Origin of the sequence: Myroides odoratus, from assembly GCF_001549985.1 — a bacterium.
Lineage (GTDB): Bacteria > Bacteroidota > Bacteroidia > Flavobacteriales > Flavobacteriaceae > Flavobacterium > Flavobacterium odoratum_A.
The window spans coordinates 273,284-287,059 of the sequence record NZ_LROZ01000003.1 but is presented as its reverse complement, the minus strand read 5'-3'; the positions used below and the strand labels follow the sequence as shown (position 1 = coordinate 287,059).

The following is a 13,776-nucleotide window of genomic DNA, read 5'->3' as shown; positions in this document are numbered from 1 at the left end:
TAAACCAAGCTTCTCCTTTTATTCTAATGAGATACTTATGACTTAAAAAACCTGCTAAAAATGGAATTCCTAAATAAATAAGCACACTTTGTATAACATCGCTCATCTTAATTGAAATAGCATAATCAGCAAATCCAAAATAAGAAGGTAATACGTTGATAAAAAGCCAAACAAAGAAGCTATAAAACAGCACCTGGAAAACACTATTTAATGCAATCAGTAAGGCTGCATATTCTCGATTACCTTTTGCTAAATCATTCCATACAATCACCATGGCAATACATCTGGCTAAACCAATAAGGATCAACCCTACCATATAATCAGGCTCATCACGCATGAAAATAATAGCCAGAACAAACATTAAAACAGGTCCTACAATCCAGTTTAAGAAAAGAGATAAACCTAAGACTTTTTTATCCCTAAAAGCCAATGGTAATAGATTATAATCAACCTTTGCCAGTGGAGGATACATCATGATGATTAATCCTATAGCTAACGGAATATTGGTCGTTCCAATAGACAGTTTATCCATCACATTAGAAACACTTGGAAATACATTTCCAATCAAAACACCAATCCCCATCGCCAAGAAAATCCAAAGGGTTAAGTATCGATCTAAAAATTTCATTCTAACTTGCATAACTTACTTTTTAATTTGTGATACGATGTAAAACATTTCACTTGCAATTTCAAGGCTTCGATTAAAATATCCTACTTGCTGGTTTTCCGTTCCATCAAATACCTTCGGATCCTCAAATGTAATAGGGATTCTGCGCTCAGCACCTGCTATAAAAGGACAGCCCTCATCCACCTGTGAACAAGTCATTACCGCTGCAAAATCACTACTTGGATTAAAAGCGGCATCGTACTTCTTAGAAAAACCAATAATAGGAACTTCATTATCCCCATACTTTATCGCATAAATAGGATTTTCTCCTTCTGCAATTTTAAATACATCAAGCCCTTGTTCTTTCAGAACTGTAGCAACCATGGGATACATAGCTGTTTGTTCGGTTCCTCCTGAATAACAAGTAACATTTGGAATACCATAGTAACTAGCCGCTACTTGCATCCAAATCTGAGTCAAATGACTTCTTCTTGAATTATGTGTACAGATAAAATTGATTCGAATTGGAGATTTTGAATCAACCTTAGCTTGAATGTATGCCAGTAAAGGAGCTAAAACTTCTTTTCTATGATTAGTTATCACTCTTGATTCAAGCATAATACTAATTGTAGTTGATAATGTTTTATACATCTTTTACCTTTTTTAAGATTAACAACATCCAGCGTTAGAATCGCAACAACTAGTTTGATTTACCTGATCACTTGGTGTAATTCCACAAGCATCTTCAGCTAAACAAGCAGTCAATGTATTTTTTAATAGAAAGTGAGTTCCATTAAATTCTAAGAAATACTTTCCTATTGTTTCTTTACCTTGAACTTCTACTTCAATATCCGCATCAACAATACCTAATTTTGTTTCTGATAATCGAATAATATTAAGCAATTTACCAGCTTTTAAACGGTGCTGATAATCATCTGCATTCCACAATTGAAAGCTTACTTTAACCTCTTCTCTTATTGTTCCTCCGCAGTCGATAAATTTCTTTGTCACTTGACCTACTTCTGTTACATGGAAGTGTTCTGCTACAAACGTCCCATCTTCAAATTGAAAATCTACTCGATCTAATTTTTCTAACACTACTTTTACTTCTGATAATTTCATATTTTATCTGTTTTAAATTATTTTAATATCGTAATATCACGATGATGTTGAATAAAAAATATTAACAGCAATCCTTTGATTGTATTTTTTGAGCGAAGAAGAATTCAAACTCCTTGAAGAATTCATTCCAAGCTACATTGTCAATACAATAACAAACGGATTTACCCTCAATAGTCCCTTTTATAAGTCCACTATTTTTAAGCTCTTTTAAGTGCTGAGAAATAGTGGCTTGAGCTAATCCAAGTTCTTCTACCAAATCATTGCAAATACAAGCATCTTGATTGATAATATACTGAAGAATGGCAAGTCTTGCTGGATGCCCTAAAACCTTAAACATAAGCGACAATCTATTCTTTTTATCACTAAATAATTCTGATTTTGTTACTCCCATTGTTTTATACTTAAATATACATCGCAATATTACGATGTATATTTAAACTGACAAAGTGTTTTTTATATTATTTTAAAACAATCGCGCATTGAATAATCCATTAAAAAATAGATTACTAGTAGTTTTAAAGGCATACTAAAATAGAAAATTTGTTATACACCTTTAACTCTCCAATAAAACCTACTACAGCTCCAATAGCATAACTAAGTGTAGTGGTTAAATCAAAATAAGAAGTGACTATCTGGATTTCTTATTTTATCTTAGCTAAATACATGGAATAATCAAACCTTAGAAACTATTTATCGAATTAAATACAATGAAAAAAAAGATTGTTCTTATAGGGGGTACAGGCCAAATAGGCTATGCGATCACTAATTTTTTTGTACAGCGAAATTGGGAAGTCTATCTTTTGTGTAGAAGTAAATACTCTTTCGATTCTTTTCTTTCACTACTAGAGAAAGAATCACTTGCGTTTATACCTAATATAAAACCTATATATGGCAGAAAAGAAGATGACAATACCTTAATCCAAATCGCTAGTATACAACCAGCTCTACTTGTTGATTTACTTGCCTTTACAGCAAAAGACGCGAAGCAAATACTCTCTATTCAAAAACACATTGGTCAATATATTGTTCTTTCTTCTTCAAGCGTATATAAAGATAGTAGTGGTAGAACTTTAGATGAAGCTAGTGTAACTGGGTTTCCAGATTTTCCTTTGCCAATAAAAGAAGATACCCCTACAGTGCAAGCAGGTGATACCACCTACTCTACACATAAAATAGCGATGGAGGAATACTTTTTAAAACACAGTAATAAACCCGTTACTATTTTACGCCCGTGTGCGATATATGGCATTTGTTCTCATCATCCCAGAGAGTGGTGGTTTGTCAAAAGAGTACTAGATAAAAGACCTTATATACCACTAAAGTTTAAGGGAGAAAGCACTTTTCATACCTCATCCACACAGAATATAGCCAAGGTAATATGGGCCTGTATTGGAAATAAAGCATATCAAATAGTAAACGTGGCAGATCAGTCTATCTTAACGGTAAAGGAAATAGGAGAATTCATTGCCGATCAATTAGCTTATAGAGCTGAGTTTGTTACTTATCCTGCTATTGAATCTAGCGATCTTTTTATCGGTTTTAGCCCTTGGTCAGTAGCAGCTCCTTTTACCTTAGATACAAGCTATAGTGAGCAACTATTACATCATGTTGGATTAGAACTCGGCAGTTATCAAGAAGATAGCAAAGCTTATATTCAATGGCTCTCTCGCTTTAGTACTGAGAATTGGGAGACCCATTTTCCTCAATTAGCCGCTTATCCCTTTAAGCAATTTGATTATGAGAAAGAAGACTTAGTATTATCCAAATGAATGAATCAAAAAAATGAATAACCCATCTTTACCGCTTCAAGTTACCCAAACCACAGCATTTCTTATCGATACTTTAGGGGAAACTCTTCAAGGGATTTACCTCTATGGCTCTTATGTACTAGGAGGATTAAAACCCAAAAGTGACCTTGATCTTTTCGTTATTGTTAATCAAGCTTTATCTCCAGAAATTAAAAGAATCCTCATAGAACAATTACTCGTATTATCAGGAGAAATTGACAATAATCAAGGGAAGCGATATATGGAAGTGACCATTATCAACCAATCAGAATTAAGGAAGTTAGCATTTCCCTTACACAGAGAGTTTCAGTATGGGGAGTGGTTAAGAGAAGAATATAGCAATGGGTATATCCCTGAGAATGTAAAGGATGAAGATCTTACTATCTTACTTAGAAAAGTACGGTTAAATAGCATAACCTTATATGGAAAAGGAGCTATTGAGGTACTCCCTATTATCTCAGATATGGTGTTTAAAAAAGCAATTTTAGCCTCATTACCCAACATAATCAATGAAATAGAAGACGACGAGGTGAATGTGATCCTTACCCTTTGTAGAATGTATTATTCTGTTCAAACGGGTGAAGTAATCTCAAAAGACAAAGCAGTTGATTATATACTACCTATTGCACCTGATGAGTTTACGCCTTTACTTGCTCAGGCTAAAGCTGTTTATTTAGGAGTAAATAAGAGTCCTCTAAATACAGATGTAGCTGTATTACATCAGTTTGCTGATTTTATACTAACACGAATTAAATAAGCTTTTCTAAAGAATTGGACTTGCTAACTTAGTCTGAACAAAGAGTTAAACATAAAAACTTATCTTTGACTTATGAAAAGAATTAGAAAGACTTACGATAGTGCTTTTAAGAAGCAAGCCGTTGAATAGGATTGGAATCGTTTGATTCTAAAATAAAAACCCTATTAAATAGTTGATTTTGAAGAAGAAGAAAAGGATTTTGCGTTTTATCAATATGCTGTCAATGTATAGGCCACTTATTCACTCTCTAGTTCTTTGTCAATTGTCCACTGGATTTTGGCTTCAAATTCAATTTGGACTAGATTCTCTTTTTTATCAAAAAAAGTCAAAGCACTGTCATAATGAAAACCAATACTGAATTTGTCATTTATTGGTGTTAAGTCAAAGGTGAAACAATTAGAACCGATTGGAACATTACAATCTTTACCTTTAAATTGGCCTTTAAAATGAAACCAGCCTCCATAATGATGAAGCCCATCATCTTGTCGACAGTAATGACAAATTACACTTTCTTTTTTATAATCAACTCCAATCTCAGTTAGTAATTTTTTAATTTCTTCAGGATAAATTGTTTCTCTGCTGTTTACAAAATTTTTACAGTCATTACAATCACAACCTTCAGGACTACCACTAGGGACTTTGTCGTACGTCATTTTTGTCAATTCCTTGTCAACAATGAATTCCCATGCTCTGAATTTTACTATTGTCATTTCTTTGCGTGTTCTGTTATGATAGCTCTGCAAAGCAGTGGGGATTAAAAATAAAAGTTTTAATTCAGCACTACTTAGAGCAAGAACCAATTAATTGAATAAATTTATAAAAAAGGAAATATAATTACTTTTTGCGGAATAGAATGCCGATTATTTAAATTTTAGCCTTACCCCATCATTACGCCAAACCCTTGCTACATGACGTTTTTTATATTTATAGTTTCAGTATGGTCATGATATTCCAGCAAATAATGTTCATCCCATTGCATAAACTTATCACAAGTAAATTCTAATGTGTTATTTGACCAATTTTTAAATTCAATGAAATCCATTTCGATTGGGCTTTCAATTAGCCTTTTATTTTTTATGCTCGAAGTGATTTTTTCGATATTCATATAATCAGCAATTAAATAGGTATCAAAATAGAAAGTCTAGTAAATGTATGAAACACAATTACTATTTCTACAGCTAAGAGGAATCGTAATTAATAGTGGTGTTGGCTCGAAGTAACTCTAGATCAATTCAATTAAAAACAAGGTTTATAACCCTTTTTTTCCTTCTAACCAATATCCTTGAAAACAGATTCTTCCTGCTTTTTTAGCTTTTAAGGTTTTTCTTATTTGCTGTATACTATTGACATTACCCGTGAGAATAAAATTGGCGTTTACCCAATTCGGATCTTGAAAAAATGACAAGCTTTCAATCCAGGTAGACTCTTTAAATGCATTGGTTTTTGGTACGAGGGTATAGTTTTCTAATCCCAAGTTTTGTGGAACTTCCAGATTAGAAGCATTTAATTCAAAATAAAAATGAAAACGATGTTTGTTTTGTTTGAAAAGAGGCAATAAGAAACAAGCCAATCCCAAAGAGGTTTCATCACCAAAAAACAGTTGTTGTTCGACAAAAGATTCATAGAGTTTCTTACCTCGGGGCAGCGTAATGAATAGTTCATCGCCAACTTGCAAAGTAGCTAGAAGATCACTTCCAACACCGTGACCGTGAAGATTAAAAATCATGTCAAACGTGCTCTCCTCTAGATTATAAGCCGCTACGGTGTAATTTCTAAATTCAGTATCATTGATTCGAATTACATTCGCATAACCTGCTTGAAAATTCCATTTGGAGATATCTCCTTTAAATCGAATTTGTTTAATAGCTGTACTTAAATAGGTTACTTCTATAATCTTCATATTGGGACGTAGTGCATTTCCAAAAATACTACTCACCCATTTTGGTAAGGTTGAAATCATGATATTACGTTGTTTATTCGCTCTTTATTTTATAAAAGCAAAACAACAACAGATTCCTTTTTTAGCCAATACCAAACAAATGTAAGTATTGGACTATTCGCTGTTTTTATTTCGAAAAGCTACAGCACTTACGCCTACTACCTTTTTAAACAAGCGGGTAAAATACGGATAATCTTCATACCCTAAGGCAAAGGCAATCTCCTTTACGGTTTGATTGGAATAGCGAAGCATGCGTTTGGCTTGTAGAACAATACGCTGTTGAATATGGTAAGAAACCGGGTGTCCAGTTGTGTTTTTTATGCATTCGTTTAAATAGGCAACAGATAAATTTTGCTGCTCCGCATAATATGTTGGACTTTTATGTTGTTCAAATTGTTCTTCTAATTTGGCTTTAAAGGCTTTGGTTACAATCTCGTAACGAGAAGATTTAATCTCTTGTTTTATCTTCTTAAAATAAGCCGAAAGTACCAAACCTATAAAGGCATTACACCCATGTTGTAAAAAAGAAAAATAGAATTTCTCATTTTTGTGTTCAGCAAATTGAGTACACAATCGTAAAGTGTCTACTAAAAGCAATACATCTTGTGCTTCTACTTGTAAGGGAATAAGTGGAATATTATCCTGTAAAACAGACAGATAGTTTTCTTGTATATGTTCTGTATCGATAGCCAAAAAGTGAATTCTAGCCTCATGAAAGGAAAGTAAATGGTGAACTTGCCCCGGATGAATATAAATAATAGTTCCTTGTTGAAGCGTATAGCGTACAAAATCAACTTCAATACAAGCCTCTCCATGCTCTAATACAATAAAAAAATGATGGTCATCCCGATGGGGTTGAACGATACCTTCGTTAGTCGCTTCCAGCGCTGCATTTAATTCTTGCAGTTCTTCTGTTGAAGCAGTACCCAAGTGAATTCCTTCAAAAAAAGCATGGGAGATAGGATTTAAGGGAATGTGGTTGGTTCTTTTGGACATGGTTCGTGTATTCAAATGGAGTACTAAGGTATAACTTTTGTATAATGAAAGTTATGTTGTTAGAACGAGCGTAATCATTCTTTGATTACTATCTATAACAAACGAAGTGATCCGATCGCTTCCTGTAGGAAATTATTTCCTTTTAACTAAATCTACTTTTATCCTACTCCTTACGATACTCATTAGGTGTCATTCCTGTATTCTTCTTAAAAAAACGACTAAATAACGTAGGTTCTGCAAAGTTTAATTCAGCCGCAATTTCTTTGCTTGTTAAGCTTGTTGTTTTTAACAGCGATTTACTATACAAGATTACCATCTCGCTTATCCAATAAGAGAGGGTGTGCTTAGTTACCGTTCTAATCACGGTAGATAGGTGCTGAGGAGTTACGCATAATTGATCTGCATAGAATTGAAGAGAGCGCTCTGCTTTAAAGTGCTTATATAACAAGGCAAAGAAAAGCTTGGTTAGGTACTCATAACGCGACTCAGCCTTGGTATTCTTACTCGCATGTACATAAACACCTTGAATTTCTAAAAGCAAGGCACTAAATAAATGCGTCTGTACCTCAGCAATTGGGTGCGCTGAATAATGATACTTACTTGTCGTTTGATAAAGGTCCCCTAATAATTCCAATTGTGTGTCATCCAAATCAATAACATATTGTTGCCTGAGTGTTTCTAATAACGTTGTCTTAAAAAGAGAAACAGATGTCGTTATAAAATCAAAAGAAAACAGTAAAGAATGGATTTCTATATCCTCAGAAACCGTTATAGGATAAACAATAGCATTAGGTACCAAACTTATCAAACTGCCTCTTTGAATTGTGTGCTCTACCAAATCCACTTTTATCTTAGCATGAATAAGCAAATGCATACAATTGATTGATTATTAATTGTATGCATTTTGTTTTTTTATCAAATCCCACACATTTCCACAGAAATTTACAGATAGTTTTGAATTGTTCGAACATCACAAAATCGTATAATTTAAAAACTAAAACTATGTATTTAAATCAGTTAAAAGAAAAGCCAGTTTGGCAAATGACAGGAGAAGAACTTTTACAGTTATTACAAACAGTATCTATAAAAGAGTTTAAAGAGCTTAATTCTCCACAAGAAACGCAACAATCCACAAAGCGTTATGTTTACGGAATACGTGGTATAGCAGACCTATTTGGGTGCAGTATTACTACTGCTAATAAAATTAAGAAAGAAGGTCATATAAAAAAAGCGATTATCCAAAGAGGTAGAAAAATTATAGTCGATGCTGACTTAGCATTGGAACTATTCGCTAAAAAATAAAAGGGACAACTTCCGCAAATCGTCCCTTAATCTCTGATTAATATATAACTCAATCCTTATCGTGTAAAGATAAGGATTATTAAAACACAAGTAAATATGAGCTTAGATATACCCTATATCCGAGTAGGAACTGCTTACTTTAAAATCATCGAAAAACCTTTGATATCAGGCGATAAAGTTAAAGTAATGGTGCGTTGGACTCGTGAAACGATTATATCAGATCACGGGAAGTCCTACTTAGAGAACGTCTTAAAATTAGATGGCTTTTGTTGTATTCCAGACCATCTTAATTATCAACCAATCGTAGAAAATTTTTTTAATACTTATAACGAATTAAATATGAAACCAATAGAAGAAAACTTTAGCCTAACTGAATTAGAACAATTGATTCCAAACTCACTACACTTTGTAAAACACATATTTGGAAGTGAACAGTATGAATATGGTTTGGACTATCTAAAGCTATTGTATGAGAAGCCAACGCAAACCTTACCAATATTGTGTCTTGTTAGTAAAGAACGTGCGACAGGAAAAAGCTCTTTTATCAAATGGCTTAAAAATATCTTTGGACTAAATATGACTTATATCAAAGGAGATTCTTTTGGCTCTCAATTTAACGCTGATTGGGCAAGTATGTTATTAGTTGCCATAGATGAAGTATTCTTTGATAAGAAAGAGATTACAGAGCGTTTAAAGTACCTTTCTACCACTGATAAAGACAAAGTTGAAGCAAAGGGAAAAGATAGGCAAGAAATAGAGTTTTTTGCCAAGTTTATTCTTTGCTCTAATAATGAAGATGATTTTATTCAGATAGACGAAGAAGAAATACGTTTTTGGATTCGAAAGATTAAACCTATTGAAGTAGAAGACGTTCACTTTATCAAGAAGCTCACAAGTGAAGTTCCTTACTTTATTAAATACTTACTTCTACGACCTTATTACACTACGCAACAAACCCGAATGTGGTTTACACCTAAACAGATACTTACAGCTTCTCTTTTAAAGCTAATTAGTAAAAACAAAATAGAGGTTTCGCTTTTAGAACTTTTAAACCTGTGCTTTGAAAAGATTGACGAGGATGAAATTTGCTTAGCTCCTAATGATTTACTCTTGTTATTGCGTAAGACAAATCCTAAACTAATTATATCTGCTAGTGAAATAAGAAAAACTTTAAAGAAATGGGATTTTGCCCCTCAAAACAACACAAAATCATATCAAGGAATAGAGCTTTTATCTCACGGAGAATTTGTTAAAATAGAACGTAGAGGACGTTATTACATCATTAAAAAAGATTTATTCTATAAAATATTTGATGCAATGATGCAAGAATAGACTAAGTCATTGTTTAATAATAAGTTACACTGAATCAAAGTTTGCATCAAACTAAAAATACGTCAAGTTTGATGCAAGAGTGATGCAAGAAACAAAATGAGTTTGATGCAGTGATGCAAGAGTGATGCAGAGTATTTTATTGAACTACAATTGATTAACACCTTTCTGCATCATTGCATCAAAAAAAACAGATTTTTAACCCGACTATTTTAAAACGTATGAATTGTGAATTAGCTAAACAAATTAGCCTAACAGGCTTACTTAAAAAGTTAGGTTACAGTCCAACAAAAACGACGAGAATTGATTGGTGGTATTTAAGTCCCTTTAGAACAGAGAAAACAGCATCATTTAAAGTGAATATTGATAAGAATGTGTTTTATGACCACGCAGAGGGATTTGGAGGAACAACGCTTGATTTTGTGATGAAGTACAATAATTGTGATATTAAATCAGCTTTAGAATTACTTAAAAACGATTCTTTTTCTTTTCATCAGCCAATTATTGTGAGTTCTAACATTATTCAAGAACCAATATATACAATTCGAGCGATTAAGCCACTAACGCACCCAAACTTGATACAATATGTCAACGAGCGTAATCTTAGCCTTAAAATGGCTCAAAATTATTGTAAAGAGGTGCATTATACCCTAAACAACAAATCGTATTACGCTGTTGGTTTTCAAAATGAGTTAGGAGGTTTTGAACTAAGAAACAAGTATGTAAAAATGTGTCTTGGGAAAAAGGCAGTGACCTACTTTGATAACAAAAGTACAAATATTGTCTTGTTTGAATCTTGGAGTGATTATATAAGCTTTTTAACCCTTTATTCAAATGCAGAAAAGCAATATGATTTTTTGATTCTTAATTCTGTATCAATGCTGAATAATACAATAATTAAAACACCAAATAATTATTTGTACAAATGTACAAATGGGGAATTGTATAAATGTATCAATGTACAAATGGATAAAAGTATCAATAATGCTTTGTACAAAGAATTAAAGTATGAAAGAATTATTTGTTGTTTCGACAATGATAAAGCTGGAGATAATGCAACTCTAAAAGTTGTACAGGCGTATCAAAACGCTTTTGATGGACGCAAAATGTACGAGAATCACAAAGACTTGAATGATTATTTACTAACTATTAACCGCAATGATTTGACGTGAGAATTATCGAGATGTGTCTTTGTCCTTACAAATTGGAAATTTGACAGCCAAAGATCACTCGTTTTTCTCCCGAAGGTCGCAAAATGGGTAAGACGATGAAAAAAACAAAGAAGATAGAATTTAGAGTTACTCTTACAGAAGCTCTAATCATAAAAAACAAAGCAGAAAAAGTGGGTTGTAGTGTTTCGGAATACATCCGAAATATAGCTCTTGACTATTCTTTAGCCTATAAATTAACTCCTGAAGAAGTAGAAGTTTACAAACTGCTCAACAAATACGCTGATAATTTTAGGCGAATAAGCAACCTTTTTAAACTTGGTGATACAACAGGAGTTAAAGAGCATACCATTGAAACTGCCAATCTAATTCGGACTCACTTACAAAAACTGCTGTAATTATGATAGCTAAAGCAAAATCTTGTGTTGGTGGCACAGCATTATTCAATTACGTAATTGATTCTAAAAAAGGATATGAACTCTTGAGAAACAATCTTTCGGGGGAAACTCCGAAAGATATGTTTCAAACGATGCAGATATTACAAAATCAAAACAGCAGATGTAAAAACAACACAATATCGGCTGTTATATCTCCAACTATTGCAGATAGTCAAAAAATGAGTGATAGAGATTTACGAGCATTAGCGGTTGAGTTTTTACTCGGTTTACAAATCGATCCTATCAAAGCTCAATATATTGCTTTTGTTCATACAGAAAAAGAGCACAAGCATATTCACATCATCGCCAATCGCATAGATGAAAACGGAAAAGCTTTAAAGGATAATTACATTGGTTTTGAAGCTCAAAGGGTAGCTCACGAAATAGCACTTAAATACGGATGGACTTCTATAAGGCAAGAAAACGAGAACAAGATGCAAAGAGCTAACAACACTAATTTAATTGCTAAAAATACTATTAAAACAGCTCACAGAGAGGTTTTAAAGCAGAAGCCAAAAGATTTACAACAATACATTCGCTTAATGCTGGAAAAAGAGATTGAGGTTAAGCCTACCATTAATAAACAGGGGAATATTCAAGGGTATCGGTTTATTCATTTGCCAACAGGTACAAACCTAAAAGCAAGTGAAGTAGACCGAAATATGAAGCTTAATGACTTATTTAAAAATACAATAAGTACAGAGCCTAAGGATGAAGTTGAAAAATTTTTTATCAATCAAGAAAGATTCGAACCTCAAATGCAAAATTGGAAAACAGATACATCTGTTTTATTTAGTCTGCTATCAGCTTTTCAGTATGGCTGTAACGACGAAGATGATGAACAGAAAAAACGAAAACGAAGAACATTAAAAAGATAAATGATGGCAAAGAACCAACCTAAGCTGACAGATATAACTGAATTATTACTTCAGCAAGTCATACAATTAGAACACACGATAAAACAAAGCAAAAAAACTCATTTAGAAACAATCAAAGAATTGAGCAATATCAAAGTAACAGTAAATGTTGCGGAACTCCGACAGATAGAAAAAGAACAACGACAACGATTACAGGATGACTTCAAACAATTTAATCGAGAGATAACAAAAAATAATGAGGAGCTTTTAAAAGTTCATAAGGGTGTTAGTTCTAAAAGGTTGTTGTACTTGATTGTCTTAAATATCTTTTTACTTTTAACAACAGGATTTTCTATGTATTTAGCTGTTAAGAATACTATTGAGAAGTCAGAATGTGAGCAATTAATAAATGAAAGAGAACAGTTAATAAAACAAGTTAAAAGAGTAATTGTATATCCGTTTTTAATCATAATCCTGTAATGTTCGCTATTACTAGCCTATCGAAGAGGTGTTCGCCAAAATATCTCCTATTGAGTTTGTAAACGAACTCATTGAGTATAAAACTGTAGGTTTATATGGAAATAGAGAAGTGATACGTAAGTATATAGAAAATCAAGGTAAGCCAGTCAAAGATTATGAGAAAGTATATTTTGGTCAGCTTACTTTGTTTTAACAATACCTCGTGGGCTTGCCTCGAGGTAGTTTATTTAGTTTATAGAAGGTTCCTTAATTGGAGCCTTTTTCATAGTTTGATTAAAATTTCGCACAACGAGAAACGCATTTGCGAAGTGGCGGATTAATTGAACGGAAAGTTCAATCAATCCAAAACGTAGCCGATGTGTTTCACAAAAGCTAACTTAACGAAAAAAGCTGAATGTGAACACATTCGGCGGATAAAAAAAACCGACTTTTCTTTTTAGCACAAAACCCGCCATTTTGCCAATGCGATGTTAGCTGTAGTTTTTTATCTCTTTTTTTATAATTTGTATTAATTTATACTTGTAGAAAAAAGAAAATGAAATTCCGATTAACGTAAAAATGATATCCCATTTATCACAAATTTTTGATGCAGAAAAAAAAGGAAAAAATTCTTCGGAGATTAAAATTAACAATACAATAAGCATAAAAAAATTTATGTATTGATTTGTTTTCTTTAATTTTTCTATTGTTTTAACTTTATAAAAATCCATGAAGAAAGCAAAAGATATTCCAATTGCAACAGTTAGATTTGGAATCGAACCTATCAAAATTACAAGAAATGAATTTTCAAAATTCATTGTTCTTAGATATGATTTAGTTAGAATATATAAAAAGAACATTAATATTATAGAAAAGATTGTAATAATTTTGGATTTACTTTTCGTCATTTTTAAAATTACAGCTAACGGTTCGGCGGCTTTGCGAAGTGGCGGGAAATCGAAGACGAAAGTTTCGATTTAGACGACACGTAGCAAAAGCCAATTTCTATTTGCTA

The 13,776-nt window shown here is 32.8% G+C and carries 19 protein-coding genes; 9 read left to right on the top strand and 10 right to left on the bottom strand.

Translation table 11 applies throughout. From position 1 onward, the window contains the following. The 5 genes from AWV75_RS05840 to AWV75_RS18435 form a co-directional block, all read right to left on the bottom strand. A partial coding sequence (locus tag AWV75_RS05840; RefSeq protein ID WP_369038034.1) for an arsenic resistance protein occupies positions 1 to 640 on the bottom strand: 640 nt, incomplete at its 3' end. A gap of 3 nt (positions 641 to 643) precedes the next feature. Continuing rightward, a complete protein-coding gene (locus AWV75_RS05835; protein WP_060873484.1) occupies positions 644 to 1,258 on the bottom strand; it encodes an arsenate-mycothiol transferase ArsC in 615 nt (204 codons plus the stop codon). Positions 1,259 to 1,276: 18 nt separating this feature from the next. Then, entirely contained in the window at positions 1,277 to 1,729 is a 453-nt protein-coding gene (locus AWV75_RS05830) for a DUF6428 family protein (RefSeq protein WP_060873483.1), read from the bottom strand. Positions 1,730 to 1,790: 61 nt separating this feature from the next. Continuing rightward, the gene (locus AWV75_RS05825) at positions 1,791 to 2,120 is read right to left on the bottom strand and encodes an ArsR/SmtB family transcription factor (RefSeq protein ID WP_060873482.1); all 330 of its coding nucleotides are present in this window, start codon (positions 2,118 to 2,120) and stop codon (positions 1,791 to 1,793) included. A gap of 124 nt (positions 2,121 to 2,244) precedes the next feature. Next, positions 2,245 to 2,361 carry a DUF4134 family protein gene (locus AWV75_RS18435; protein WP_440131125.1) on the bottom strand — a complete coding sequence of 39 codons (117 nt, stop codon included), beginning with the start codon at positions 2,359 to 2,361 and terminating at the stop codon, positions 2,245 to 2,247. Between the two features lie 75 nt (positions 2,362 to 2,436). Between AWV75_RS18435 and AWV75_RS05820 the strand changes: the two genes are divergently transcribed. Both AWV75_RS05820 and AWV75_RS05815 read left to right on the top strand, forming a co-directional pair. Further along, positions 2,437 to 3,498, top strand: a complete 1,062-nt coding sequence (locus AWV75_RS05820) for an NAD-dependent epimerase/dehydratase family protein (RefSeq protein ID WP_060873481.1) — start codon at positions 2,437 to 2,439, stop codon at positions 3,496 to 3,498. 13 nt (positions 3,499 to 3,511) lie between these two features. Beyond that, entirely contained in the window at positions 3,512 to 4,273 is a 762-nt protein-coding gene (locus AWV75_RS05815; RefSeq protein ID WP_060873480.1) for an aminoglycoside adenylyltransferase family protein, read from the top strand. Between the two features lie 236 nt (positions 4,274 to 4,509). Here AWV75_RS05815 and AWV75_RS05810 read toward each other — a convergent pair whose 3' ends face one another. The 5 genes from AWV75_RS05810 to AWV75_RS05790 all read right to left on the bottom strand — a co-directional run bounded on the left by AWV75_RS05810 (position 4,510) and on the right by AWV75_RS05790 (position 8,082). Next, a complete protein-coding gene (locus AWV75_RS05810; RefSeq protein WP_060873479.1) occupies positions 4,510 to 4,983 on the bottom strand; it encodes a hypothetical protein in 474 nt (157 codons plus the stop codon). 194 nt (positions 4,984 to 5,177) lie between these two features. Further along, positions 5,178 to 5,378, bottom strand: coding sequence for a hypothetical protein (locus AWV75_RS05805; protein ID WP_231738015.1), 201 nt, complete (start codon positions 5,376 to 5,378; stop codon positions 5,178 to 5,180). A 144-nt stretch (positions 5,379 to 5,522) separates the two neighbouring features. Further along, positions 5,523 to 6,233 (bottom strand): siderophore-interacting protein, encoded by a 711-nt coding sequence (locus AWV75_RS05800; RefSeq protein WP_060873478.1) that lies wholly within the window; start codon positions 6,231 to 6,233, stop codon positions 5,523 to 5,525. 93 nt (positions 6,234 to 6,326) lie between these two features. Then, positions 6,327 to 7,208, bottom strand: coding sequence for a helix-turn-helix domain-containing protein (locus tag AWV75_RS05795; protein WP_060873477.1), 882 nt, complete (start codon positions 7,206 to 7,208; stop codon positions 6,327 to 6,329). A 163-nt stretch (positions 7,209 to 7,371) separates the two neighbouring features. Then, on the bottom strand, positions 7,372 to 8,082 hold the full coding sequence (locus AWV75_RS05790; protein ID WP_231738013.1) for a helix-turn-helix domain-containing protein: 711 nt from the start codon (positions 8,080 to 8,082) through the stop codon (positions 7,372 to 7,374). A gap of 128 nt (positions 8,083 to 8,210) precedes the next feature. Between AWV75_RS05790 and AWV75_RS05785 the strand changes: the two genes are divergently transcribed. From AWV75_RS05785 to AWV75_RS05750, 7 genes are all read left to right on the top strand, one after another. Beyond that, positions 8,211 to 8,510: a DUF3853 family protein gene (locus AWV75_RS05785; protein WP_060873476.1), complete on the top strand. Its 300-nt coding sequence runs from the start codon at positions 8,211 to 8,213 to the stop codon at positions 8,508 to 8,510. Positions 8,511 to 8,606: 96 nt separating this feature from the next. After that, positions 8,607 to 9,842, top strand: a complete 1,236-nt coding sequence (locus AWV75_RS05780; protein WP_060873475.1) for a primase-helicase family protein — start codon at positions 8,607 to 8,609, stop codon at positions 9,840 to 9,842. Between the two features lie 218 nt (positions 9,843 to 10,060). Further along, a complete protein-coding gene (locus AWV75_RS05775) occupies positions 10,061 to 11,011 on the top strand; it encodes a toprim domain-containing protein (protein WP_060873474.1) in 951 nt (316 codons plus the stop codon). A 95-nt stretch (positions 11,012 to 11,106) separates the two neighbouring features. Continuing rightward, the gene (locus tag AWV75_RS05770) at positions 11,107 to 11,406 is read left to right on the top strand and encodes a plasmid mobilization protein (protein ID WP_060873494.1); all 300 of its coding nucleotides are present in this window, start codon (positions 11,107 to 11,109) and stop codon (positions 11,404 to 11,406) included. 2 nt (positions 11,407 to 11,408) lie between these two features. Further along, entirely contained in the window at positions 11,409 to 12,323 is a 915-nt protein-coding gene (locus tag AWV75_RS05765; RefSeq protein WP_060873473.1) for a relaxase/mobilization nuclease domain-containing protein, read from the top strand. 3 nt (positions 12,324 to 12,326) lie between these two features. Continuing rightward, positions 12,327 to 12,782 (top strand): hypothetical protein, encoded by a 456-nt coding sequence (locus AWV75_RS05760; protein ID WP_156424174.1) that lies wholly within the window; start codon positions 12,327 to 12,329, stop codon positions 12,780 to 12,782. 708 nt (positions 12,783 to 13,490) lie between these two features. After that, the gene (locus tag AWV75_RS05750; RefSeq protein WP_060873470.1) at positions 13,491 to 13,742 is read left to right on the top strand and encodes a hypothetical protein; all 252 of its coding nucleotides are present in this window, start codon (positions 13,491 to 13,493) and stop codon (positions 13,740 to 13,742) included. Positions 13,743 to 13,776 lie beyond the last annotated feature (34 nt).